At 59.7% G+C, this 24,571-nt stretch carries 22 protein-coding genes and 1 tRNA gene; 14 read left to right on the forward strand and 9 right to left on the reverse strand.

What is annotated here, in order from left to right; genetic code table 11:
• Positions 1-17: 17 nt before the first annotated feature.
• The 3 genes from AB731_RS01725 to AB731_RS01735 form a co-directional block, all read right to left on the reverse strand.
• On the reverse strand, positions 18-1,634 hold the full coding sequence (locus AB731_RS01725; RefSeq protein ID WP_052768904.1) for a PH domain-containing protein: 1,617 nt from the start codon (positions 1,632-1,634) through the stop codon (positions 18-20).
• On the reverse strand, positions 1,631-2,095 hold the full coding sequence (locus AB731_RS01730; RefSeq protein WP_047092672.1) for a PH domain-containing protein: 465 nt from the start codon (positions 2,093-2,095) through the stop codon (positions 1,631-1,633). The genes AB731_RS01725 and AB731_RS01730 overlap by 4 nt, the downstream gene beginning before the upstream one ends.
• Before the next feature lie 326 nt (positions 2,096-2,421).
• Positions 2,422-2,496 (reverse strand) — tRNA-Thr (locus AB731_RS01735).
• Between the two features lie 102 nt (positions 2,497-2,598).
• On the opposite strand from AB731_RS01735, the gene AB731_RS14060 reads away from it, so the two are divergent.
• The 10 genes from AB731_RS14060 (at position 2,599) to AB731_RS01780 (ending at position 11,578) form a co-directional block, all read left to right on the forward strand.
• Positions 2,599-2,739: a hypothetical protein gene (locus AB731_RS14060; RefSeq protein WP_164474690.1), complete on the forward strand. Its 141-nt coding sequence runs from the start codon at positions 2,599-2,601 to the stop codon at positions 2,737-2,739.
• Positions 2,740-2,778: 39 nt separating this feature from the next.
• Positions 2,779-3,465 carry a 2,3-diphosphoglycerate-dependent phosphoglycerate mutase gene (gene gpmA / locus AB731_RS01740; RefSeq protein WP_047092670.1) on the forward strand — a complete coding sequence of 229 codons (687 nt, stop codon included), beginning with the start codon at positions 2,779-2,781 and terminating at the stop codon, positions 3,463-3,465.
• A 4-nt stretch (positions 3,466-3,469) separates the two neighbouring features.
• Positions 3,470-3,952, forward strand: coding sequence for a 5-(carboxyamino)imidazole ribonucleotide mutase (gene purE, locus AB731_RS01745; protein WP_047092669.1), 483 nt, complete (start codon positions 3,470-3,472; stop codon positions 3,950-3,952).
• A 102-nt stretch (positions 3,953-4,054) separates the two neighbouring features.
• Entirely contained in the window at positions 4,055-5,107 is a 1,053-nt protein-coding gene (locus AB731_RS01750; protein ID WP_047092668.1) for a 5-(carboxyamino)imidazole ribonucleotide synthase, read from the forward strand.
• Positions 5,108-5,111: 4 nt separating this feature from the next.
• Positions 5,112-5,615, forward strand: a complete 504-nt coding sequence (locus tag AB731_RS01755) for a dihydrofolate reductase (RefSeq protein WP_047092667.1) — start codon at positions 5,112-5,114, stop codon at positions 5,613-5,615.
• Positions 5,612-6,796, forward strand: coding sequence for a dipeptidase (locus AB731_RS01760; protein ID WP_047092666.1), 1,185 nt, complete (start codon positions 5,612-5,614; stop codon positions 6,794-6,796). The genes AB731_RS01755 and AB731_RS01760 overlap by 4 nt, the downstream gene beginning before the upstream one ends.
• Positions 6,793-7,728, forward strand: coding sequence for a bifunctional riboflavin kinase/FAD synthetase (locus AB731_RS01765; protein WP_047092665.1), 936 nt, complete (start codon positions 6,793-6,795; stop codon positions 7,726-7,728). The genes AB731_RS01760 and AB731_RS01765 overlap by 4 nt, the downstream gene beginning before the upstream one ends.
• Complete coding sequence (gene ileS, locus AB731_RS01770) at positions 7,725-10,637, forward strand: isoleucine--tRNA ligase (RefSeq protein ID WP_047092664.1); 2,913 nt, start codon at positions 7,725-7,727, stop codon at positions 10,635-10,637. Before AB731_RS01765 ends, ileS begins: the two co-directional genes overlap by 4 nt.
• Entirely contained in the window at positions 10,634-11,164 is a 531-nt protein-coding gene (gene lspA / locus AB731_RS01775) for a signal peptidase II (protein WP_047092663.1), read from the forward strand. The genes ileS and lspA overlap by 4 nt, the downstream gene beginning before the upstream one ends.
• A gap of 3 nt (positions 11,165-11,167) precedes the next feature.
• Positions 11,168-11,578: a DUF3035 domain-containing protein gene (locus tag AB731_RS01780; RefSeq protein ID WP_047092662.1), complete on the forward strand. Its 411-nt coding sequence runs from the start codon at positions 11,168-11,170 to the stop codon at positions 11,576-11,578.
• A 289-nt stretch (positions 11,579-11,867) separates the two neighbouring features.
• Here AB731_RS01780 and AB731_RS01785 read toward each other — a convergent pair whose 3' ends face one another.
• A complete protein-coding gene (locus AB731_RS01785) occupies positions 11,868-13,166 on the reverse strand; it encodes a hemolysin family protein (protein WP_047092661.1) in 1,299 nt (432 codons plus the stop codon).
• Positions 13,167-13,315: 149 nt separating this feature from the next.
• Between AB731_RS01785 and AB731_RS01790 the strand changes: the two genes are divergently transcribed.
• Positions 13,316-13,999, forward strand: a complete 684-nt coding sequence (locus AB731_RS01790) for an OmpA family protein (protein WP_047092660.1) — start codon at positions 13,316-13,318, stop codon at positions 13,997-13,999.
• Positions 14,000-14,079: 80 nt separating this feature from the next.
• On the opposite strand, the gene AB731_RS01795 is transcribed toward AB731_RS01790, so the two are convergent.
• The gene (locus AB731_RS01795) at positions 14,080-14,862 is read right to left on the reverse strand and encodes a 3'(2'),5'-bisphosphate nucleotidase CysQ (RefSeq protein ID WP_047092659.1); all 783 of its coding nucleotides are present in this window, start codon (positions 14,860-14,862) and stop codon (positions 14,080-14,082) included.
• Between the two features lie 106 nt (positions 14,863-14,968).
• On the opposite strand from AB731_RS01795, the gene sucC reads away from it, so the two are divergent.
• Entirely contained in the window at positions 14,969-16,168 is a 1,200-nt protein-coding gene (gene sucC / locus AB731_RS01800; RefSeq protein ID WP_047092658.1) for an ADP-forming succinate--CoA ligase subunit beta, read from the forward strand.
• A gap of 7 nt (positions 16,169-16,175) precedes the next feature.
• On the opposite strand, the gene AB731_RS13730 is transcribed toward sucC, so the two are convergent.
• A complete protein-coding gene (locus tag AB731_RS13730) occupies positions 16,176-17,075 on the reverse strand; it encodes a DUF6265 family protein (protein ID WP_082126309.1) in 900 nt (299 codons plus the stop codon).
• A gap of 133 nt (positions 17,076-17,208) precedes the next feature.
• Between AB731_RS13730 and AB731_RS01815 the strand changes: the two genes are divergently transcribed.
• Entirely contained in the window at positions 17,209-17,955 is a 747-nt protein-coding gene (locus AB731_RS01815) for an electron transfer flavoprotein subunit beta/FixA family protein (RefSeq protein WP_047092657.1), read from the forward strand.
• Entirely contained in the window at positions 17,955-18,890 is a 936-nt protein-coding gene (locus AB731_RS01820; RefSeq protein ID WP_047092656.1) for an electron transfer flavoprotein subunit alpha/FixB family protein, read from the forward strand. Before AB731_RS01815 ends, AB731_RS01820 begins: the two co-directional genes overlap by 1 nt.
• A 105-nt stretch (positions 18,891-18,995) precedes the next feature.
• Here AB731_RS01820 and AB731_RS01825 read toward each other — a convergent pair whose 3' ends face one another.
• Genes AB731_RS01825 through AB731_RS01835 form a run of 3 tightly spaced genes read right to left on the reverse strand, consistent with a single transcriptional unit; the run spans position 18,996 to position 24,571 of the window.
• Positions 18,996-19,844, reverse strand: a complete 849-nt coding sequence (locus tag AB731_RS01825) for an SAM-dependent methyltransferase (protein WP_052768903.1) — start codon at positions 19,842-19,844, stop codon at positions 18,996-18,998.
• A 34-nt stretch (positions 19,845-19,878) separates the two neighbouring features.
• On the reverse strand, positions 19,879-21,132 hold the full coding sequence (locus tag AB731_RS01830) for a DUF445 domain-containing protein (RefSeq protein ID WP_047092655.1): 1,254 nt from the start codon (positions 21,130-21,132) through the stop codon (positions 19,879-19,881).
• Between the two features lie 10 nt (positions 21,133-21,142).
• Positions 21,143-24,571: an efflux RND transporter permease subunit gene (locus AB731_RS01835; protein ID WP_047092654.1), complete on the reverse strand. Its 3,429-nt coding sequence runs from the start codon at positions 24,569-24,571 to the stop codon at positions 21,143-21,145.

The following is a 24,571-nucleotide window of genomic DNA, read 5'->3' on the forward strand; positions in this document are numbered from 1 at the left end:
TGCAGATTGTCTGCGACCTATCTCGGCAGTTGCGCGTAATCGACCGAGGCGATGGAGCCAAGCACGGCCGCGCGCAGCTTGCGGGCATCTTCCAGCGCCAATCCATCGAAGGAAAAGCGCCCGCCCGCCATGCCAAAGTGCAGCCGGCAATAGCCGCGCCATTTGGCCAGCGGACCTTGCGAAATTTCGACCGAATGTAATTTGACGCGATTCGCAATCTTGACCTGCGGAGCCAGCCAGCCGCGCCGTGACAGAACCTGGGCTGGATCAAGGGCGTGACGGTCATAGCGCCACAGAAAATATCCGCGCACAACAATCAGCACGATAATGGCGACCACGGCGCCCGCAATCACAAACATGCCCGGCTCAAGCTGGCCTGCCGATGTGCCCGCAGCGGTGAACACGAGAATTCCGATCACGGTGACGAAAAGGGCTGCGATCAGCGTGCGATCGAAATAGTAATTCGGGCTGGGCCGCCGCCATTCTTCGGCTCCGTCCGGCAATTCGAAGCCGGCTTCACGTGCGATCGGCGCGATCTCGTACATTTTGGCAAATGGCGCGACCTCGTGATTGGCTTTGCCGGAATCCTGTGCAAGGCTGATGAAACTAAGCCCGTGCCAACCGAAGCGGCGGCGGATAATGCCGGTCGACACGACCAGAGCCTGCACCCGGTGGACGGGCATCACAACGTCGGTTTTGGTCAATAGGCCGCGGCGGCGGCGGAAGCCCTTGGCGGTGCGGTCCAGCCGGAATTCCCAATCGCGCACGAAAGTCTTGGCAATGCCGCTGAGCATGCCAACCACTACGACTGTCAGCACGAGATACAGAATACCGATGATCCGCGCGGCCATATCCATGCCGCCGATATATTTGCCCGCCTCGAAATATCCTTCGTCCTGAATATAGCGCTCCGCATAATCCCACACGTCAAACGGCAGCAGAAATTCCAGCTGCTGCACTGCGCCAAGGATCACGGCGAAAATGACCAGGGAAAAGCTGAACAGGCCGAAGGTCAGCAGCCGTCCAGTGCCCATCGCAAACAAGAGCCTGCCTTCTGGCTGAAGCGCTGTCCGCGTTTCCGCTTCACCGGCGGCATCAGGCTTTGCCGCGGCGGCGCCCTCATCCGCGCCTTCAACCAGCGCGCGCACGGTTTCACGCAGGCGTTCACCCTCTGCCTCCGTCACCAGCGAAAGCTTCAGTTCCTCCTTACCGCCAGCGCCGGTTTCAAATTTGACTTCAACCAGGCCGAGCAGGCGCGCGATCAGCTTTTGCTCAAGGCTGACGTCCTGAATACGCTCATACGGAACAGAGCGTGCAGAGCGGCTGATAATGCCCTGTTCCAGCCGCACGTCGCTGGTTCCAATGCGATAACGCAGGCGATACCAGCCGAGCCACGCAGGCACGATATTGGCTGCAATGATGAGCAGCAGAATGGGCACCGCATAGGCGGAAACCTGGCCCAGCATTTCCCGCTGGCTTGCCGCACCAAACAGGACAACGCCGGCCGGAATAATCGCACTCCCCAGCATGCGCACGCCTTGCGCTGCGATGGTCAGCGGGCTGACGCGTCGCCATTCGCCGAGCTCGATCTCACCGGTTTCCGCTTCGGATTCAGCGCTCAATTGATCGTTCACAGGGATTCGCGCTTCACATGCTGGCGAATATCTTCACGCATTGCCTTGGCATCATCGAAAGGCAGCCCCGGCAGCGTAACGGAGGCGTTGTGCGTGCCAGCCGTGTGCAGAATAAGCCGCGCGATACCAAAGGCGCGCTCCAGCGGGCCTTGCTCTACATCGAGATGCTGCACCCGGCTGAACGGCACCACGGTATCAGCATGAAACATCACGCCCTTCACCACCCGCAGCCGGTCTGCAGCCATGTGATAACCGCGCGAGCGGTAGCGTTTCATCGGCAGGACACCGATCAGCAGAATGGCAAGAATCAGGACCGGAATACCCGGTGCCCACGCAGGCACGACCTCGGCAAAAGAAAGCACGCCAGCGCCAATTATGAACGGAAGCGTCGTCAGCAACCCCTCGATTCGCATGACAGTGGTGTAGCTGGGGTCGAGCTGTGTGAGAGGTTCTGCATCCATGGGTGGTTTATTGGCACAACACGCTCATTTTACAAACCTCAATCGGGGATGGTTTTTGTCTCATGAACCCGCATCCGCGGGTTCGTCCTCCCGGCTGTTCCCTCCGCGTCGCTGCGGGGCCGGTCCGGGCGGCCGTTCGGCCTTTGTCGGTCGCTGGTAGCGACGGAGCTCAGATCCGACTTTCAAGTTCAGTGCTGGGATCGTTGCCGACTAGGCAGCGACAAAGCGCGAATGCGCGCGCGCAGGCACACCGTAATGAAGGCGAAGCCGAATGTAGGGATCAGTGCCGAGGACGAAGCCGCGGATGCGGCTTCATGAAACGAGTATGGTGCCACGAGAGAGAATCGAACTCTCGGCCTCACCCTTACCAAGGGTGCGCTCTACCACTGAGCTACCGCGGCTAACCGAAACAGGCGCGCGCTATTGTCTCAAGCCTCGCCAAAGTCAAGCCAAGCTTGCGCAATCACCTTGAGCCAGCGCGCCGCATCCGGCAAGAGGCCTGCATGAACAAAGACACATCCCGCGAAGAACGGCTCGCTGCCAAGCTGCGCGAGAACCTGCGAAAGCGCAAAGCGCAAAGTCGCGGAGCAGCACAACAGGACGATCAGCCATCGGACCTTTCCAAGACCCCGAAGGACAGCTAATCCGCGCGCAATTCCGCGCCAATTGGAGTATTATTGCCAATGCCGACCCTGATCCTTGTTCGCCACGGCCAGAGCGAATGGAACCTCTCCGACCGATTTACCGGCTGGTGGGATGTCGATGTGACCGAAAAAGGCGTGCAGGAAGCGCGCGACGCCGGGCGGCTGCTGAAAGAAAAGGGCATTTTGCCGACGCTCGCCTTCACCAGCGTTCAGAAACGCGCGATAAAAACGCTGCATCTGGCGCTTGAAGAATGCGACCGGCTGTGGATCCCGGAGATCAAGGACTGGCACCTGAATGAACGCCATTACGGCGGACTGACCGGCCTCAACAAGCAGGAAACACGCGACAAGCACGGTGACGAGCAGGTCCATATCTGGCGCCGCAGTTTCGACGTGCCGCCCCCGCCGATGGACATAGGCGACGAATACGATCCCGGCAAAGATCCGCGCTACGAAGGCATCGATGTTCCGCAAACCGAAAGCCTGAAGCTGACGATCGAACGCGTGCTGCCCTATTGGGAAAGCACGATACTGCCTGAGCTTGCCAGGGGCGAGACGGTGATCATTTCAGCGCATGGCAATTCCCTGCGCGCACTGGTCAAGCATCTGTCGAATATTTCCGATGATGAGATAACCGGCCTGGAAATCCCGACCGGACAGCCGATCATTTACGAATTCGACGACACAATGCAGCCGGGCGAACGTTACTATTTGAAGGACAGCTGAGAGTATGACTCCTCAAGTCGCTATCGTCATGGGAAGCCAGTCCGACTGGCCGACCATGCAATGCGCCGCGAAGGTGCTGGATGATCTTGGCGTCGCGCATGAAGCCCGTATCGTATCTGCCCACCGCACGCCGGACAGGCTGCATGATTTCGGCAAGACCGCTGCGGATGAAGGCTTCAAGGTTATCATCGCAGGTGCAGGCGGCGCGGCCCATCTGCCCGGAATGATCGCGGCGCTGACACATTTACCAGTGCTGGGTGTGCCAGTGAAGTCGAAGGCATTGAACGGCCTCGATAGCCTGCTTTCGATCGTGCAAATGCCCGCAGGCATTCCCACCGGCACGCTTGCCATTGGCGAGGCTGGCGCGACCAATGCCGGCCTGCTGGCCGCATCTATTCTGGCGCTGGGCGATGATGCGCTGTCGATGCGCTTGCAGGAATGGCGAACCGCGCAGACGGATAAAGTTGCGCAGCATCCGCTCGATTAACAATTACCGCTCGTCCCGAGCTTGCCCGAGGACTGTGTTTCCTTCTAGCGATGACAAAAGAATAACAGCCCTCTGACACGCCGGGGGCAGACGGAGACTAGATTGCTCAGAGCAGGCGCAACAATTGGCATACTCGGCGGCGGTCAACTGGGCCGCATGCTCGCAATGTCTGCCGCGCAGCTTGGCTATCGCTGCCATATTTTTGCGCCAGAGGCAGACAGTGTCGCCGCCGAGGTTTCGGCAGACTTTACCAATGCGCATTGGCATGACCGGGACGCGCTGAACACATTCGCCGCAGCTTGCGATATCGTCACTTATGAATTCGAGAATGTGCCGGTCGAGCCGTTGTCGGCCATCCCGCAAAACATGCTCGCCCCCGGTACCCGCGCACTAGAAGTGGCGCAGGACAGGGTCAGCGAAAAGAAGTTTGTCGAGAATATCGGCGGCAAGCCCGCGCCTTTTGCCGCCATCGACCACGATAGCGATCTGGCCCCTGCTATCGACCGTGTGGGAACGCCCGGCATCCTGAAAACGCGCCGCGATGGTTATGACGGCAAGGGTCAATGGGCCATTTCCCGTGCCGACGAGGCGCAAGGCATCCGAATTCCAGCCAGTGGCAGCGTCTATGAACAGCGCGTCGACTTCGAGGCCGAGTTTTCCGTGATACTCGTGCGCGGCCGGTCGGGCGAAGTGCGCTTTTGGGATTCGGCTGTTAACACGCATACCGGCGGCATCTTGTCACACAGCGAACTGCCCGCCCCCGCCATCGTTGGCAAACAGGTGAAAGAGGCGCGTGCACTGGCGAAAAAACTGGCTGAAGAACTTGGCTATATCGGTGTGCTGACCTGCGAATTCTTCGCCACAAGTGATGGTCCGGTATTCAACGAAATGGCACCACGCGTTCACAATTCCGGCCATTGGACAATCGAAGGCGCGGTCACCAGCCAGTTCGAAAACCATATCCGTGCGATTGCCGGACTGCCGCTGGGTGATACCGCCAGCACGGCGACACGCATCGTGATGGACAATTTGATCGGCGCAGGCGCGCTCGACATGACGCGCCACCTATCCGATCCTGCTGCCCATCTCCACCTGTATGGCAAGTCCGAAGCGCGAGACGGGCGCAAGATGGGCCACATTACGCGGGTTGGATGACCGAGTGAGCAGAAACGTCCTCTTCATCGTCGCCCGCGCGACCAATGGCGTAATTGCCCGCAATGGCGCTGTGCCGTGGGCGATTTCCGAAGATCTGAAGCGGTTCAAGCGGCTGACGATGGGCAAACCGATGATTATGGGTCGCAAGACGTTCGAAAGCCTGCCCGGTCTGTTACCCGGTCGCCGCCATATCGTCCTCACGCGGCAGATGAACTGGGCCGCAGAGGGGGCAGAGATCGCGCATACACCCGAAGCCGCTCTGGAACTGGCAGGCGGCAGAGATGGTGGAGACGATTTTGCGGTTATCGGCGGCGCGGAAATCTTTGGCCTTCTGTGGGATGCAGGCACGCGTTTCGAGCTGACCGAAGTGCACGAAGACACGTGCGGCGATGTCACCATGCGCTCCCCCGCTGACGATCCCTCATGGCACGAAGTGGCACGCGAGCACCGCGAAGCATCGGGCGGCTTCCCGCCATATGATTTCGTCACTTTTGAGCGCCGCGCATGATCGGCAGGATCGCCAAATGGTTCGGCGTGGTCCTGCTCGCCGCGCTGGCTGGCTTTTTCATCTTCGCACCCGGCATTGCGGAGCGGGACATGAATGTAGTCGATGGCGGGCCGCTGCTTGAAATATCGGACGAAGCGCGCGCGCTGCACGCATCACTCACCATCGTGGACCTGCATTCCGACACGCTGCTGTGGAAGCGCGATCTGACCGATGCCGCAGATCGTGGCCATATGGATTTGCCGCGCCTGATCGAAGGCAACGTCGGGTTGCAGGTGTTCTCGAGCGTCAGCAAAGTGCCCGCTGGTCAGAATTTCGACAGCAATTCCGCCGATGCGCGGGACAGCATAACGCTGCTGTCCATCGGCCAGTTGCAGCCTTTTTCGACATGGTTTTCGCCCTATGAGCGATCATCCTGGCACGCCTCCCGCCTGCAATATGCGGCCAATGCAGCGCCCGATGCCTTACGCATGGTCCGCACTGCCGAAGACATCGACGCAGTGATGGATGCGCGCAACAGCACGGGGCGGCCCATTGGCGTGATGTATTCAGTCGAAGGGCTGCACAATCTGGAAGGCGATGCGGCCAATCTTCAGCTTCTTTACGACAATGGCCTTCGCATGGCTGGCATCACCCATTTCTTCGACAATGACCTTGCAGGCTCCATGCATGGCGAGGGAAAAGGCGGTCTGACCGACTTTGGCCGCGAAATGCTGCTGGAAATGGAGCGTATGGGCGTGATCGTGGATATTGCCCATTGCAGCCATCAATGTGTGGCGGAGGTGCTGGCGATGGCGCGCCGTCCGGTCGTATCCAGCCATGGCGGCGTGCAGGCCACATGCGACGTCAATCGCAACCTCACCGATGAAGAGATACGCGGCGTTGCGGCAACAGGCGGCGTGATCGGTGTCGGTTATTTCGAAGGCGCCGTGTGCGATATCTCGCCCGCCTCCATCGCGGCGGCCATGCGCCATATCACCGACCTTGTCGGCGTGGAGCATGTGGCATTGGGCAGCGATTATGACGGCACTGTCACCGTGCGGTTTGACACCTCGGACATTGTGCAAGTGACGCAGGCTCTGATGGATGGCGGTTTCAGCGAAGACGAAATCCGCGCTATCATGGGGCTGAACGCATTGCGGGTTATCCGCGCCGGAATCGCTCCGATGGAGGATGCCGCATGAGGCTTTCGCACCGCGATACCGTGCCGGAAACCTTGCGCGGCGCGATCATTGCGCTCGGCAATTTTGACGGGTTTCACCTCGGCCATCAGCGCGTGGTGGCAGAGGCGGTGGAATGGGCGCGGGCAGAGGGCCGCCCCGCCGTCGTCGCCACTTTCGATCCGCATCCGGTGCGCCATTTTGCCCCGCATGTGCCGCCCTTCCGACTGACGACGCTGGACCAGCGCGAAGAACTGTTCATGGCGGCAGGCGCAGATGCCATGCTCGTGTTCGAATTCGGTGACGAATTGGCCGCGATGGAGGCGGAAAGCTTCGTGCGCGATTTGCTAGGCAACCATATCAGTGCGGCAGGCGTGGTGACGGGGGAAGACTTCACCTTTGGTAAAGGGCGCGGCGGCAATACGCAGGTGCTGCGTGATATCGGTGAAACTTGCGGGATCACAGCGCGTGCCATCGGGCCGGTTGGCGCGAGCGGGCAGACGATTTCCTCCAGCCGTATCCGTGATGCCTTGAAGGCAGGCGAATGCGATGTTGCAGCAATGCTTCTCACGCGCCCCTTCACTGTGCGCGGCACGGTGATCCACGGCGACAAGCGCGGGCGTGAACTCGGCTATCCAACCGCCAATATGGACATGGGCCATTATCTGCGCCCGCGTTTCGGCATTTACGCTGTGACGGGCCGGGTGCTGTCCACCGGGCAAGAGCTGAAAGGCGCGGCAAACATGGGCGTCCGCCCGCAATTCGATCCGCCCAAGGAATTGCTGGAGCCGTTCTTTTTCGACTTCGACGGCGATCTGTATGGAGAGGTTTTGGACGTGGCCTTCCATCACTTTATCCGTCCCGAAGCAAAGTTCGATGATCTGGATGCGCTGATGGCGCAGATGGAACGCGATTGCGAAGAGGCGCGAAGCCTTCTAGGTGCCGCCTCCTTATGAGCGAAGAATCTAGCAAGCGCGATTACCGCGATACCGTCTTCCTGCCGAAGACCGATTTCCCCATGAAGGCAGGCCTTCCTGCAAAGGAGCCGGGGATTCTGGCGCGCTGGGAAGATGAACGCCTGTACCAGAAGCTGCGTGAAAGCCGTGCTGGGCGCGAGAAATTCATCCTCCACGATGGCCCGCCTTACGCCAATGGCAATATCCATATCGGCCACGCGCTGAACAAGGTGCTGAAGGATGCGGTTGTCCGCACGCAGAGCCTGCTCGGCAAGGATGCACCCTATGTGCCCGGCTGGGATTGCCACGGCCTCCCCATCGAATGGAAGGTGGAGGAGAAATACCGCAAGAAGAAGCTTAACAAGGACGAGGTTCCGGCCCGCGAATTCCGCGCCGAATGCCGCGAATATGCAGCCGAGTGGGTCGATGTGCAGCGCGAACAGTTCAAACGGCTGGGCGTGGCTGGTGAATGGGACAAGCCCTATCTCACCATGGCCCCTGATGCCGAAGCGGGCATCGTCACCGAACTGCTGAAATTCGCCGAGACAGGCCAGCTGTATCGCGGCGCAAAGCCGGTGATGTGGTCGCCCGTTGAGAAAACCGCGCTGGCCGAGGCCGAGGTCGAATACGAGGACATCACCTCGACGCAGATTGATGTGGCGTTCGAGATTGTTGAATGCCCGAACGTGCCCGAATTGGTCGGCGCACATGCGGTGATCTGGACAACGACGCCTTGGACGATCCCGGTGAATCAGGCGCTCTCTTACGGGCCTGAGATCGATTATGTCATCGCTGAGGAATTGGACGACAGTGCCGAGCGGACCGGTCGCAAATTTTTGGTCGCCACCGATCTCTACGAGAGTTTCCGACAAAGAATGCAAATCGATGGCAAGCGTGAGCGATCCTTTGCCACGCTTGAATTCGTGTTCGGCGGCGCCCTCGAAGGAACCCTCTGCCGCCACCCAATGCACCATCTCGGCGGTTTCTATGCCGAGCCGCGCCCCATGCTGCCCGGCGACTTCGTCACCACCGATAGCGGCACCGGCCTTGTCCATATGGCGCCCGATCACGGCGAGGACGATTTCGATCTGTGCAAGGCGCACGGGCTGAACCCCAAATTCGTGGTCGATGCCGATGGGCGTTACCGCGAGGATTGGGAATGGCTGCCGCGCACCGATGAACGCTCCGGCTCGGTCATCAATCCCAAATTCAACGCGCCTGACGGACCGATCTGCTCGGACCTGCGCGAAGCGGGCGCGCTGCTGTCAGCCTCTGCCGATTACGAGCATTCCTACCCGCATTCGTGGCGGTCCAAGGCCAAGGTCATCTATCGCTGCACGCCGCAATGGTTCGTGCCGATGGACAAGCCCAAGGAACATATCTTCCCCAAGACTCGTGAAGAAAAGCGCTGGGAAGACGAGGGCGGTCCGCACAATGATGCCGGGCCGATTTCCGATCACCCCACTTTGCGCGAAACCGCAATGGCGGAAATCGAAAAGACGCGGTTCGTTCCTGCCAAGGGTAAGAACCGCATTGGTTCAATGGTTCAGGGCAAGCCCGACTGGGTGCTCTCCCGCCAGCGTGCATGGGGCGTGCCGATCACGCTTTTTGTTGACCGCAAGACCGGCGAATATCTCGTCGACGCGGCCGTAAACGCGCGCATTATTGAAGCCGTGCACGCCGAAGGCGTTGACGGGTGGTGTGAGGAAAATGCCGCCGCAATCCTCGGCCCGGACTACAATCCCGACGATTACGAGATGATCGCCGACATCCTCGATGTGTGGTTTGATTCGGGCTGCACCCATGCCTTCGTGCTGGAATCTGACAATTGGCCGGACCTGCAATCGCCGGCCGATCTTTACCTCGAAGGCAGCGACCAGCACCGTGGCTGGTTCCAGTCCAGCCTAGTGGAAAGCTGCGCCACCCGCGGCAAGGCTCCGTACAAGGCGGTACTAACCCACGGCTTCACCATGGCCGCCGATGGCCGCAAAATGTCCAAGAGCCTTGGCAACACCATCGATCCGCTGAAGGTGATGGAAGAATACGGCGCAGATATCATCCGGCTGTGGGCGCTGAGCGTCGATTACACAGAAGACCACCGCATCGGTCCGGAAATCCTGAAGGGCGTGGCGGACCAGTACCGCAAGCTGCGCAACACCTTCCGCTACATGCTCGGCGCGCTGGAAGGCTTCGACGAAGCTGAGCGCGTTGACGTGTCCGACATGCCGGAACTTGAGCGGTATATGCTCAGCCTGCTGGGCGCGCTGGACGCGAAAATGCGCCGCGCGGTGGATGATTTCGATTTCAACACCTACACCCGCGCGCTGGTGGACTTCATGAATGAAGACCTCTCGGCCTTCTTCTTCGATATCCGCAAGGACCGGCTCTATTGCGATGCGCCTGATGGGCTGGAGCGCCGCGCCTATCGCACTGTACTGGACACGCTGTTCCACGCGCTGATCCGATACGCCGCGCCGGTGCTGGTGTTCACGGCAGAAGAAATCTGGGGCACGCGCTATCCGGAGGGTGGCAGCGTGCATTTGCTGGCATTGCAGGACGTGCCCGATGCAGAGGCAGATGCGGCGCGCTGGGATAGCCTGCGTGCCTTGCGTGAACGCGTCACCGAAGCGATTGAGCCGCTGCGCCGCGAAAAGACAATCCGCTCCGGCCTCGAAGCCGAAGTCACCGTTCCTGCCTCTGCCGTTCCCGAAGGCTTCTCTGCCGCCGATCTGGCAGAGCTGTTTATTACCGGAACCGTAACGCTAGGCGACGGCGCCAGTATCACCGTTGCCAAGACCACAGACGCCAAATGCGGCCGCTGCTGGCGTTTGCTGCCAGAAGTCACCGAAGACGGCGATCTGTGCGGCCGCTGTGAAACCGTGGTCGCTGAAATGGACGGTGCAGCATGACCAGCCTCAACAAATTCCGTGCCATCGGCCTCGCCATCGCAGCGGTAATTTTCATCGCTGACCAGTGGCTGAAGCATTTCGTTGTCGAGACGCTTGGCTTGGATCAGATTGGCGAAAACTATCCGCTGCTGCCGTTCTTCGATTTCACCCGCACCAACAATTACGGCGTGTCACTTGGCATGTTTGAAGCCACCAGCATGGAAATGCGCTGGATCCTCGTCGGCGTGACCGCAGTGATCGCCTGCGTTGTGGCGGTGTGGATGATGCGCGAAAAGGCGTTTGGCGATATCGCCGCGCTGGCGCTGGTGCTGGGCGGGGCGATAGGGAATATCCGTGACCGCTATCTTTATGGCTATGTCATCGACTATGCCGATCTGCACATCGGGGATTTCCGCCCGTTCCTGATTTTCAATGTTGCCGATGCCGCAATTACAATCGGTGTGGTAATAATCCTTGCCCGCGCGCTGTTCATCCGCGAGAAACCGGAAGACGCGCAGGACGCCGCAATGACTGACAAGAGTTCTTAGATCATGACCAAATTCACCCGCATCCTCATCTTAGCCGCATCGGCCAGCGCACTTGGCGCTTGCGGCGGCATTGATCTCGGCAATCGTGAACGGCCAGATGAATTTGCTGTGCAGCGTCAGGCGCCTTTGGTGATTCCGCCCGATTTCGATCTCGTCCCGCCGGCGCCAGGCGCACCCCGCCCGACCGAAGGCACAGCTTCCGAACAGGCGCTCGAGGCGCTGTTTGGCGGCCCAGCACAGCGCAGTGCAGTTGAAAACAGCGCGATTCGTCTGGCTGGCGAAGCTGCCCCCGGCATCCGCTCCAGCGTCGGCGATGTGGAAACATACACGGTCGACAAGGGCGCAGAAGTCCGCACGATCATCGCCGCTCCCGAAGGCGACGGGCAGTCGGCGCGCAGCGTAATACCTTCTTGATTTGCGAAGCCGCATCCGCGGCTTCGTCCTCGCTAGACGGCCAGCAAGCTGCCCCGCTGCGGGCGGGCGGTTGCCCTATGTCGGTCGCTGGTCGCGACCGAGATCCGCGCTTCCATTATTAAGTTGAGCTGGCCTAGTTGCCGACCAGGCAACGACAAAGCGTGACCACGCGCCCGCAGGTGCCCCGCAGCGTAGCGGCGGGATTAGCACCGAGGATGGCTCGCCCGGATGGGCGGGCCGAGGAAAGTAACTTGGTCAACGCAAGCACCACCCCCCGTTTACCCGCTAGCTACCCTGCCACTTCACTCACCAGCAATTTATCGATCTTGCGGCCATCCATGTCGACAACCTCGAAGCGCCAGCCCTGATCGGTGAAATGCTCGCCCTCTGTCGGCAAATGCTTCAGCACGAACAGCGCGTAGCCCGCGGCGGTGGCAAATTCGCGCCCTTCAGGCAATTCCAGCCCCAGCCGCTCTTCCAGCGCATCGGCAGACATTGCACCTGATACGAGCAGGGAGCCGTCCTCACGCTCGGTAATCATCGGCGTATCGCCTTCGTCCTGGTGGCTGGCGAAATCGCCGGCAATGGCGGACAGCAGATCAGCCGTAGTCACGATGCCGTCGAGATGGCCATATTCATCATGCACCATCGCCATGCCGGTGCCCGACTGCTGGAGCGTGCGCAGCGCGTCCATCGCGTCGAGCTGATCAGGAACAACTTCGGTTTTCCGCAGCAGATCGGCAAGCACCACAGTTTCCCCGGTGATCAGCAGCGCCAGCAGTTCACGCACTTTGAGCACGCCAAGAACCTTATCGGCAGAACCGTCCGCAACAGGCAGCAACGAATGAGGCGAATCGGCGATAGCTTGGCGCATCTCCTCCTCGCTGGCGTTGATATCAAGCCAATCCAACTCTGTCCGCGGCGTCATCAATTCACGCACGGGGCGGTCTTGCAGCCGCATGATGCCGGACAGAATTGCACGCTCCTGCTCTGCAATCACGCCAGTATGGGTCGCATCGGCGAAGATCATTTGCAGCTCTTCGGCGGTCAGATGATGGTCGCCCTTGTGGCGGATGCCCAATGCGCGGAGGAGCAGATTGGACGAGGTATCCAGCAGCCACACGAATGGCGCGGCAACTTTGGCGAGGATATCCATCGGGCGCGCCATCACAATCGCGATGGCTTCCGCATTGCGCAGGGCCAGCTGTTTGGGCACCAGTTCACCAATCACAAGGCTGAAATAGGTTGTCAGCGCAATCATCAGGACAAAGCCGGTATCTTGCGCCGTTTCAGGGTCAAGCCCGAGCGCGGCAAGCCGCTCCCCCACTGGCTCACCCAGTGTGGCGCCCGAAACCGCGCCGGCGATAATTCCGATCAACGTGATGCCGATCTGCACGGTGGACAGGAACTTGCCCGGCTCCAGCGCCAGCCGCATGGCGATCCTGGCACTGGCACTGCCTTTGTCGGCAGCCATTTTCAGCCGCGCAGTGCGCGCGGAGACGATCGCCAGTTCGGACATGGCGAAAACGCCATTGATCACGATCAGACAAGCAAGGGCGGCTAAGAAATCCCAGGGAAATGGCGACATCAGGATTTGGGCGCTAGCAGATAAGGTGGCCAGGGTGAAAGCGTCGATTTACGCGAGTTTACGGAACACCCTGCTAACCAGAGCGTTTCTCCTGTTATCAGACCAACCACTTGATACAGTGGTCTGCCGCTATAAGGAGGGTCAAACCCATGATTTCCAAGAAATTTCTTACATCATCTGTCGCAGCCATCGCGCTGATCGGGACAACTACTGCCTGCGTAACCGACCCGAATACTGGTAACCAGGTTATTTCGCGTACCGCCATTGGTGGCCTCGGCGGCGCGGGCCTCGGCTATCTGCTGGGCGGCCTTGTCGGCGGCAAGACAGCTCGCATTGTGGGTGCAGGCATCGGTGCGGCCGCTGGCGGCTATGTCGGTTACCGCATGGACGAACAGATCCGCGAACTGGAAGAAGTCACCGCCGGAACCGGCGTGGATGTTACCGAAACGCCAAATGGCGACGGCATCCTCGTGAACTTCCCGGATGTGACCTTTGCAGTCAATTCGACCAATATTTCGCCGCAGATGCGCGATACGCTGGACGGCGTCGCGCAAAGCATGGTCGATTATCCCAACAGCCTGATCGACGTGATGGGCCATACGGATGCGACCGGCAGCGACCAGTACAATCTGGATCTCTCGCGCCGCCGTGCCGAATCGGTTTCCAACTACCTGGTATCGCGCGGCGTCGCGCGTGCCCGCATTGAAACCATCGGATATGGCGAACAGTATCCGGTCGCCGACAATTCGACAGAGTCTGGCCGTTCACAGAACCGCCGCGTGGAAATCCGCATCACGCCGATTACCGAACAGGATGTCAACGCAGCCTACTAAGGCCTGCTTGAAAAGGATGTAACCGCCCCGCCTGGGGGGGTACACAAAAACAAAAAGGGCGCTCCTTGGGGGCGCCCTTTTTATTGGCGCGCGATACGTGTTGCCCTTTCAGCCAGCCGCTCAACACCGGCCGTGTGGATGCCGGGGGAACAGGCCAGCAGGCCGAAGGCACGCGGATCCTGTTTGTTGTAGGCCAGCGGATTGCCGAACGCATCCGTGACGCTGGCTCCTGCTTCGCGTGCGATTAGTGCCGCCGCGCCGATATCCCATTCATAACCCCACCTCAGCGTGGCCACCAGATCGGCTCGGTTGTCTGCGACCATCGCCACGCGCAAGGCGATAGAGTTGGGCTTTTCGACCATCACCAGATCGCTATCTTCCCGGGGCAAGGAATCCGCCGGAACACGCGCGGCCGGGAATTTCTTGCGGCGGCTTGCCGCCAGACGCTCACCATTAAGCCAGGCACCCTTGCCCGCCACTGCCGACCACACTTCCCCCCGCGCCGGTGCCACCAGTGTGCCCAGCAGTGGCCTGCCGCCGCTGATCAGCGACACAGATACGGCCCAGCCACTGCGGCCACGGATAAAATCTCGCGTCCCGTCGATGGGATCGACCAACCAGATCAGCGATTTGTCCAGCCGCCCCGCATCATCCGCAGTCTCTTCGCTCAACCAACCTGCGGCGGGCAGCAAATGCCCTAACTCTCGCTTCAGAAAGACATCGACTTCGAGGTCAGCTTCGCACACCGGACTGCCAGGAGTTTTCTCCCAGCTTTTCAGCGCATGGCCCGCGCCCGGCCACCGGCCGAGCGCCATATGACCCGCCTCACGGCAGATCTGTTCCAGTTTCATCGTGTCGATCATGGTCGTCGTGGCAAATGAAACGGCCAAGGAGTGATTGCAAGGCTCTTCCGATGATGCTTTAGCGCGCAGCGAACCAACCCATATCAAAGCATGAAGGCTCGCCCCCATGAACATCCACGAATATCAGGCCAAGGAACTGCTCGCCAAATTCGGTATCGGCATTCCTACCGGCTATCCGGCAACGACGGTTGAAGAGGCTGTAGAGGCCGCCGGGAAACTGCCCGGACCGCTTTACGTGGTGAAGGCCCAGATTCATGCTGGCGGACGCGGCAAGGGCAAATTCAAGGAACTGGGCGCGGATGCCAAGGGCGGTGTGCGCTTGGCCAAAAGCGTGGATGATGTCCGCGCCGATGCGGCTGATATGCTCGGCAATACGCTGGTAACGATCCAGACAGGCGACGAGGGCAAGCAGGTCAATCGCCTTTACGTCACCGACGGCGTCGATATCGCGCAGGAATATTACCTCTCCATGGTCATCGACCGGGAAACGAGCCGCGTTGCGATGATCGTTTCCACCGAAGGCGGCATGGATATCGAGGACGTGGCGCACAACACACCCGAAAAGATCGCCACCATCACGATCGATCCCGCCACCGGTTTCATGCCGCACCACGGCCGCGCCGTTGGCAATGCGTTGAAACTGGAAGGGGCGCTGGCCAAGGCGGCCAGCAAGCTGGCAAAACAGCTCTATACCGCCTTTACCGCGCTTGATTGCGAGATGCTGGAAATCAATCCGCTGGTTGAAACCGAAGCTGGCGAATTGCTGGTGCTCGACACCAAGATGAGTTTCGACGGCAATGCTCTCTATCGCCATCCCGATGTAGCCGCCATGCGGGACGAATCGGAAGAAGATCCTGCCGAGGTTGAAGCCAGCAAGCATGACCTTGCCTATATCAAGCTGGATGGCAGCATCGGCTGCATGGTCAACGGCGCAGGCCTGGCCATGGCGACGATGGACATCATCAAGCTGAACGGTGCTTTCCCGGCCAACTTCCTTGACGTTGGCGGCGGCGCGACCACGGAAAAGGTGACCGCAGCGTTCAAGATCATCCTGTCCGATCCGGCAGTGGAAGGCATTCTGGTCAACATCTTCGGCGGCATCATGCGCTGCGATACGATTGCAGAAGGTATTGTGGCTGCGGCGAAGGAAGTCGATCTGGACGTGCCGCTGGTTGTCCGCCTTGAAGGTACAAATGTGCAGCAAGGCAAGGATATCCTCGCCAATTCCGGCCTGCCGATCATCCCTGCGGATGACCTCGGTGATGCCGCGAAGAAGATTGTGGCTCAGGTCAAGAAAGCGGCCTGATCCGACCTTACCGTGTGGGCTCCGGCTCCGGCAGCAATGGCGGGGTGGAGTCCATATAGGTCAGCCAATTTTCCCAGATCGTGTGGGTCTGGCGGTCTGTCAGGCCGATTCGGCAAGTCAGCGCCATCACATTGCGGATGCTGCCCTCAATCCAGTACTGATAGATCGCCCCGCATTCCGCATCGGCAAAAAGCCTGTAAGCGGCGTCTGCTTGTGTGATCATTGCGGCGACGTCGGTGTCGCCGTCATTGCGCTCCAGAGCTGCAGCAAGATACTCTCCCCGCCGTGCCTCGGCGCGGCCGAGAACTGACACGTAGCATTCGTTCATATCGACCGTTGTCGGCGCATCGGAACATGATGAAGTTAGCGGCGGCGCTGCATCAGCGCGCCGGAACCGGAACAGCAACTCGTTAACCTGCACTCCATCGCTGCGCATCCGCACGGCTGCCACCAGCCCATCCGGCCCATCGCAGCGCAACGTCAGCGCCTGAAAGAACGCGGCGCATTCCTCAATCGCGAGGAGGCGGAAAGTCAGCATCTCGTCCCGCTCTTCCCAGCCGGTCAGGTCTGGGTTGAAATGCTTGAGCCGCAGGACGAGCGAGCCGCCTTCCTCCATCAGATACATATGTTCGGTAAACTGGATCCCGCCGTCATCGCCTGTTTGCACGAATATGCCGACCATTGTGCCCCGGGAGGGCGGCAGCCAGCTCTCTGCCGCGCGGTTACCGCCTATGCCAGTCCCTTCCCAAGTTCCTTCCAGCCAATCCATCTGCCCGATTTCAGCCATCGGCGGCAGATGACCCGCGGGCGCGATACGTGTCTCCTGTGCCGATACGGCAGAGGGGATAGCTAGCGCTGCGGCCATGGCTGCCATAGGCAAGGCGAGTTCGGGAACGGGGAAGCGCATCGAGGAGTCTCCTTTACAGCGGCGCGTCTCAAGCTAAGCCTGAAAACCAACGGGGTAAAGCGCCCTGCTTGACCTATACGTCAGACTGTTTACATAAGCGGCAATTGCCGAATCCGAGAGAGGACGAAGACAGATGAAAATCCTCGTACCCGTTAAACGGGTCATTGATTACAACGTTAAACCGCGCGTGAAAGCGGATGGGTCAGGTGTTGATCTTGCCAACGTCAAGATGAGCATGAACCCGTTCGATGAAATCGCCGTCGAAGAGGCTATTCGCCTGAAAGAGGCGGGCAACGCGACAGAGATTATCGCCGTCAGCGTCGGCCCCGCAAAGGCGCAGGAAACCCTGCGGACCGCGCTCGCCATGGGCGCAGACCGTGCAATCTTGGTCGAAACGGACGAACTGGTCGAACCGCTCGCCGTCGCCAAGATCCTGAAAGCCATCGCCGATGAAGAAGGCCCGGGCATCGTTATGCTGGGCAAGCAGGCTATTGATGACGATTCCAACCAGACAGGCCAGATGCTCGCCGCGCTGATGGGCCGTCCGCAGGGCACCTTCGCCAGCGAAGTTGCGATTGATGGCGACCATGTGAGCGTCACCCGCGAAGTGGATGGCGGTCTTGAGACGGTGAAGCTGTCGATGCCTGCCATCGTCACCACCGATCTTCGCTTGAACGAGCCGCGCTATGCGTCGCTGCCCAACATCATGAAGGCCAAGAAAAAGCCATTGGATGTGAAGACACCTGCCGATTTCGGCGTCGATGTCACACCGCGCATCACAACTACCAATGTCAGCGAGCCGCCGGTTCGTCAGGCCGGTGAAATGGTTGAAGATGTCGATGCGCTGGTCGCCAAACTCAAAGCCTTGGGAGCCGTCTGATGGCCGCACTCGTAATTGCAGAACACGCCGGCGGGCAGATTGCCGACGCGACTCTTTCCGCTGTCACAGCCGCAGCCAAACTGGGCGGCGATGTGCATGTCCTGGTTGCTGGCGGCGATGATGCGAAAGGCGCCGCCGATGCCGCTGCGCAAATCGCAGGCGTTTCCAAGGTGCTGCTGGCACAGGATGCTGCCTATGCACACCAGCTCGCCGAAAACGTCGCGCCGCTGATCGCCGGTGTTGCAGAAGGGTATGACGCGGTCCTCGCGCCATCGACCACCACTGGCAAGAACATCGCCCCGCGCGTTGCCGCGTTGCTCGATGTGATGCAGCTGTCCGACATTATCAGCGTGGAAGGGCCCAAAAGCTTCACTCGGCCGATCTATGCCGGAAACGCCATTGCGACAGTGGAAAGCAGCGATCCCAAGCTGGTGATCACCGTGCGCACCACGGCCTTCGACAAGGCTGAGGCAACCGGCGGCAGCGCTGCTGTTGAAGCGGTAAACGGCGCGGGCGATGCGGGTCTGTCCAGCTTTGTTAAACTGGATGCTGTGAAGAGCGACCGCCCCGAACTCACCAGCGCCGGGATCATCGTATCAGGTGGCCGCGCTCTGAAGGACGGCCCGACGTTCGAGCAATACATCACTCCGCTGGCGGACAAGCTTGGCGCTGCCATCGGCGCGAGCCGCGCCGCCGTGGATGCAGGCTATGTGCCCAATGATTATCAGGTCGGCCAGACCGGCAAGATCGTTGCGCCAGACCTGTATATCGCCATCGGCATTTCCGGTGCAATCCAGCATCTGGCGGGCATGAAGGATTCCAAGGTGATCGTTGCGATCAACAAGGATGCCGACGCGCCGATCTTCCAGGTGGCGGATATTGGTCTGGTCGCAGACCTGTTCAATGCTGTTCCGGAATTGACCGAAAAACTGTAATTTCGTAGTTTCTTGCCTGCCGCGCGGCCGAGTCTGGTGCGCGGCAGGCAAGCAGACTTCTGGCAATTCCGTTCACCGGCAGCGGCTTTCGTTTGCCGCGCCAAGTCATTCTGGGATGCGCTCGGCAAGCCAATCTGCATCATCAGTTGGCATGAAGGCATCACCCTGAATTTCGCCTTCGAAAACACGCCTTTCTTCTCCGAATTCAAGCCCGAAACGAAGGCGGTTTCCCTTCAGAATTGACGTGACAGCTTGGCTTTGTCCGTCGATTAAAGCGGTGCCGCTTACGTCCTGAAAGCTCTGCTCAAGGTCGAGCGCTATTGATTTCCCCTCGAATTCAAGCCGCCAGAGCCCGGCAACTTGCGCCGGCACGATCCACAAATATGCGCTGTATCCGCGCACCTCGCGAACGGCATCTGCGCGCCATTCGCCCATGTCGAACCTATTGCTGACGATACGGGTCCCCGGCTCAAGATCGAGAAGGCGTGGCCGAAGACGCAGGTTGACGCTGGGCAACAAGAACATGGTCACGACATCGGCATCTTGGAGCGATGTATCGAATAGGTCCTGTTCACGAAACGCAACGCGGTCCGAGAGGCCGAGCCTGTCAGCCTCGGCCTTTGCGTCATCGATCAGGGAAGGGTCCAGGTCCACGCCAAGCCCGCCTGCCCCGCGGTCAAGCGCAGCAGCGATCAGTATGCGCCCGTCACCCGTGCCAAGGTCAATGACGTAATCGGAAGGACCGACCTCCGCCATATCGAGCATCGCATCCACCATTGCCGACCTGGTGCCCACATAGGGTACGTCCAAAGGCGGGGTAATGCCAAGGAATACGCGGACTGCGCTTGCGTCAAAGCCGAAGGCGATGAGAGAAAACAATGCAAGCGTGACCGCTACTGCAGCAGCAGCCTTCAAACCGCTGCGCCAAATGCCGATAGTCGCGCCGTCTTCCATCAATTTCCCGTGTCCATAATGGCGAAGAGACGCCCTAAAAAGCGTGAGTGAAGAAATGGATTGTCACGCCGACAAGCCCACCCACCAGTGTGCCGTTCACACGGATAAATTGCAGATCGCGGCCTACCGCGCGTTCAATGCGCAGAGTAATCGTGCTGGCATCCCAGCCCTTCACCGTGGTCGAAACAAGGCTGACAATCTGATCGCCATAGCGCGTGACCACGCCGACCAGCGTTCGCCGTGCAAAGCGGTTGACCTGCAACTGCAAAGCCGGGTCTTCGCGCAGCCGATCACCCAATTCGGCAAGGCTCTGGCCCATCTGGCCTGACATGGCCCGGTCGGGATTGCGCAGCATATCAATTAGTGAATGGCGCAGCCGCTCCCAAACGCCCATCCACCAGTCACCCACTGCGGGATTGGACAGAAGATCGTTCTTCATCCGCTCCACCTTGGCGCGCATTTCAGGATCAGATTGCAAATCGCGGGCGAGAGTGGCGAGGCCTTCTTCGATCTTGGCGCGCACAGGATGGTCGGGATCGACATGCATTTCTGCCAGCAGGCGATACAGCCCATCGAGCACCGAACTGGCGAGCCGGTCATCCAGTCCGGTCCAGCGGATGATGGCATTGGCGCGGCTCTGAACCATTTCGCGGACCATGTCCTCATTGTCTTCCAGCGCCAGACCGCCCCACCGGATGAAGCCGTCGATCAGCGGGCGATGGCGGTTATCCGCCATCGCGGTTTCCAGAACGCGACCCAGAAGCGGGGACACGTCCAGCTTTTCAGCCTGCCTCGCCAATCCGGCTTTTACCTCCAGGCCAAGCCGGTCCGGGTCGAGCGATTCGAGCATTTCGACCAGCAATTGCCCCGCGCCGGCACGGATGCGACCTTCGGTGTTCCCGTCACGATTGGCGAGGAAGTCCCCGGCAGAGCGCGCGACATTCATTTCCCGCATACGGCGCGCGACCACAACCGGTGTGAGGAAGTTGGAGCGCAGGAAGCTCGCCATGGTATCGGCGATGCGATTCTTGTTTTCAGGAATGATAGCCGTGTGCGGGATGGGAATGCCCATGGGGTGGCGGAACAGGGCCGTCACCGCAAACCAGTCCGCCAATCCGCCAACCATCGCTGCTTCGGCAAAGGCGTTCACATATCCCCATGCCGGATGCTGGCCGAGCAATTGGTGCGTCGTGACGAAGATCGCCGCCATCGCCACCAGCAGCAAGGTAGCGGCGATGCGCATCCGCCGTGCCTTGTCGGGCGGCAGAGCGTTGGCCGGTGCGGCCATTGGCGTCAGTTTATTCGGCAGGCTGCGGCTCCGGCACAGAGGACCCATCATCGCCAGGCTTGTACGTCAGGAAACGCTCACGCAGCCACGGGCCAAGTTTCTTCTCCAGCCCGTCCGCCAGACTGAAGCCGGCGGGCACGATCACCAGCGTCAGTGCGGTCGACAGGATCAACCCGCCAATCACGACTGTACCCATGGGGGCACGCCATGCCGAATCGCCGGTTAGCGATAGCGCGGTTGGCACCATCCCTGCTGTCATGGCCACCGTGGTCATCACAATAGGCTGGGCGCGCTTGTGGCCCGCTTCAAGAATGGCTGAAAGCTTGTCTGCACCGGCGTCCATTTCCTCGATCGCAAAGTCGATCAGCAGGATGGAGTTCTTGGCGACAATACCGAGCAGCATCAGCATGCCGATGAAGACCGGCATCGAGATCGGCATGGGCCGGCCGTTTTCGATCATGCCTGCAATCACCAGCGCAAGGAACCCGCCCAGTGGCGCAAGCGCAAGCGAGCTCATGTTGACCAGCGGAGAGACCAGTCGGCGGTACAGCAGCACCAGCACAGCAAAGACGAGGAACAGACCGGTTATCAAAGCAATGACGAAGTTTCTGGCAAGATCGGCCTGCCACTCATCGGCGCCCACCGGCAGATTCTGCACGCCAGTTGGCAGATTATCCATCACCGGCAGGGAATTGATATCGCTGAGTACAGTCCCGCGGGCGACACCGGGTGCAATATCAACACCCACGAATACCCGCCGGTTCTGGTTGAACCGCTCAATCGAAGTCGGCCCCATACCCAGTGAAATATCGGCCACTTGGCTAAGCGGGACAGAACCGCCATTGGACGTTGGAACAGGCAGGTTTTCGATAGTTGAAAGGTCGCGGCGCGCAGTTTCGGCCAATCGCACGCGGATCGGGATCTGCCGGTCCGAGAGAGAGAATTTGGCAGCATTCTGATCGATATCGCCAAGGGTCGCGATACGAATCGCCTGGCTTAGCGCTACTGTGGTCACGCCAAGACTAGCTGCCAGATCTTCACGCGGAGAAATAATCAATTCCGGGCGCTGAAGATCATAATCGATTCGCGGCGCAACGGCCCCTTCGACTGTTTCCATCTGTTCCACGAGGGTGTTTGCAGATTGAAACAAAAGCTCTGGATCGGAACCCGCCAGCATGATCGAAATCGCCCGGCCGGTGCCGCCGCCTCCGCCCTGCGAATTGTTGAAATTGACCCGGGCATCAGGAATATCTTGCAAGATCGGCGTCAATTCACGCTCGAAATCCATGCTGGACCGGGCCCGGTCATCCCGCAGCACAAGGCTGATGCGGCCAGAGCCTTCGTTGGCGACACCCAGTGCCAACGCAACTTCCTGTTCCTCGCTCAACCGGGCGGAAATGCGGTCAATCACGGCCTCTGTCTGTTCGAGCGTGGTACCCGGCACCATCGAAACGCTGACCCGGCTAAAGTCGCTGTCATTATCGGGAAAAAATTGCTGCGGAAGGCTGCCTGCGATGACAACGGTCAGTCCAAAGGCAACAAAACCAAGGATCACCATCCAGATGCGGTGGTCGAGGAAACGGGCGGAGAGATATCGCGCGCGCGACGTGAAGCGCGTCCTGTCATAGCCAATGAACAGGCCAACAATCATCGCCAGGACAAAAAGCAGAACGCCTCCGGCCAGATATGCTAGGAAAATGACAAGCAACATCGAACCAAAGGCCGCGAAACCGAATTCTTGTTGCAGGCCCGCGAATCCGAAAAGCCCTGCCGGCCCCATGGCAACCGCGAAGATGGCCAGACCTGTCACAATGGCAGCAAGAATAATTTGCCAGCTTGTCCCTGTGAAGCCGATGCGCTGCCGCATTTCGCGGAACGCACGTGTGTCCAGGGACCAGGTCAGCACTTTCATGTAGCGGTCCATCATCGGACCTTCCCCATGGGTCGCGTGGCCCTTCGCTTTCAGGAAATAGGCCGCGGCCATTGGCGTGATCAGGCGCGCGACCGCAAGGCTCATCAGAACCGAAACCACGACTGTCAGGCCGAAATTCTTGAAAAACTGGCCCGAAACCCCGGGCATCAGGCCCACGGGCAGGAAGACGGCAACGATGCAAAAAGTGGTCGCAACAACGGGCAGGCCGATCTCGTCAGCCGCATCAATACTGGCCTGATAAGCGCTTTTGCCCATGCGCATGTGGCGCACGATATTCTCGATCTCGACAATGGCATCATCGACAAGGACCCCGGCCACCAATCCGAGTGCGAGCAGGGAAAGTGTATTCAGCGAAAAGCCGAACACCGCTTCCATGAAGAAAAAGGTCGGAATGGCAGACAGCGGTATCGCCAGTGCGGCGATGATGGTGGCTCGCCAATCGCGAAGGAACAGGAACACCACCACAACAGCCAGCAATGCGCCTTCGACCAGCAGCGCCATGGAACTTTCGTACTGGTCCTTCGTGTAATCCACTTCCGTAAACAGGCGCGTAAAGGTGACGCCGGGATTGGCTTCCTGGACTTGCTGCAGCACTTCTACAGCATCATCATAGACGCGCACATCGCTTTCGCCGCGCGCGCGGGTGATGGAGAAGGTCACAACCTGTTTGCCATCAACCTTTGCCACTGTGCGCACTTCGCCGAAAGAATCCTGCACACGCGCAACATCGCTCAATTTTACAGAGCGGCCGCCACCAATGTTGATCAGCGTTTGCGACAGTTCAAAGGCGCTGTCGGCATTGCCAAGCACGCGTACGGACTGCCGCGAACCTGCAATTTCGGCCTGCCCGCCTGCCGCATTGACGTTTAGCTGCCTCAAAGAGCTGTTGATCTGGCTGGCGGTCACGCCAAGCGATTGCATCCGCGCCGGATCCAGAATCACCAGTATCTCGCGATCTACGCCGCCGCTCCGGCTAACCTCGGCGAGCCCGTCTACCGTCAGCAACCGCTTGGTGACGGTATCATCAATGAACCAGCTCAGCTGTTCCAGCGTCATATCATCGGCGCTGACGCCAAAGGACACAATCGGCTGGGAACTGGTTTGCTGCTTGGTGACGCGCGGTTCAAGAATGCCATCGGGCAATTCGCCGCGAATGTTGTCAATTTCGCCCTTCACCTCGTTCACCGCCTCGGCAATGTCGGTGCCGATGGCAAATTCGATGCGGGTGAAAGAATTGCCTTCCGAAGCGGAGGAATAAAGGTTCTCTACCCCGTCCAGTGTTTGCACCGCCGCTTCGACGCGCTGCGTGATCTGGTTTTCAACTTCTGGCGGAGCGGCACCTGGCTGCGAAATGCTGACCGTGACAACCGGGAATTCGATATCCGGCTGATCCTGCACATCCATGTCCATGAATGACATGATGCCCGCCAGCATCAGCGCGACGAAAGCCAGGATCGGGACGATCGGATTGCGGATCGCCCAGGCAGATGCATTGCGGAAGTCCAT

Origin of the sequence: Aurantiacibacter marinus (genome assembly GCF_001021555.1) — a bacterium.
GTDB classification, from domain to species: Bacteria; Pseudomonadota; Alphaproteobacteria; order Sphingomonadales; family Sphingomonadaceae; genus Alteraurantiacibacter; species Alteraurantiacibacter marinus.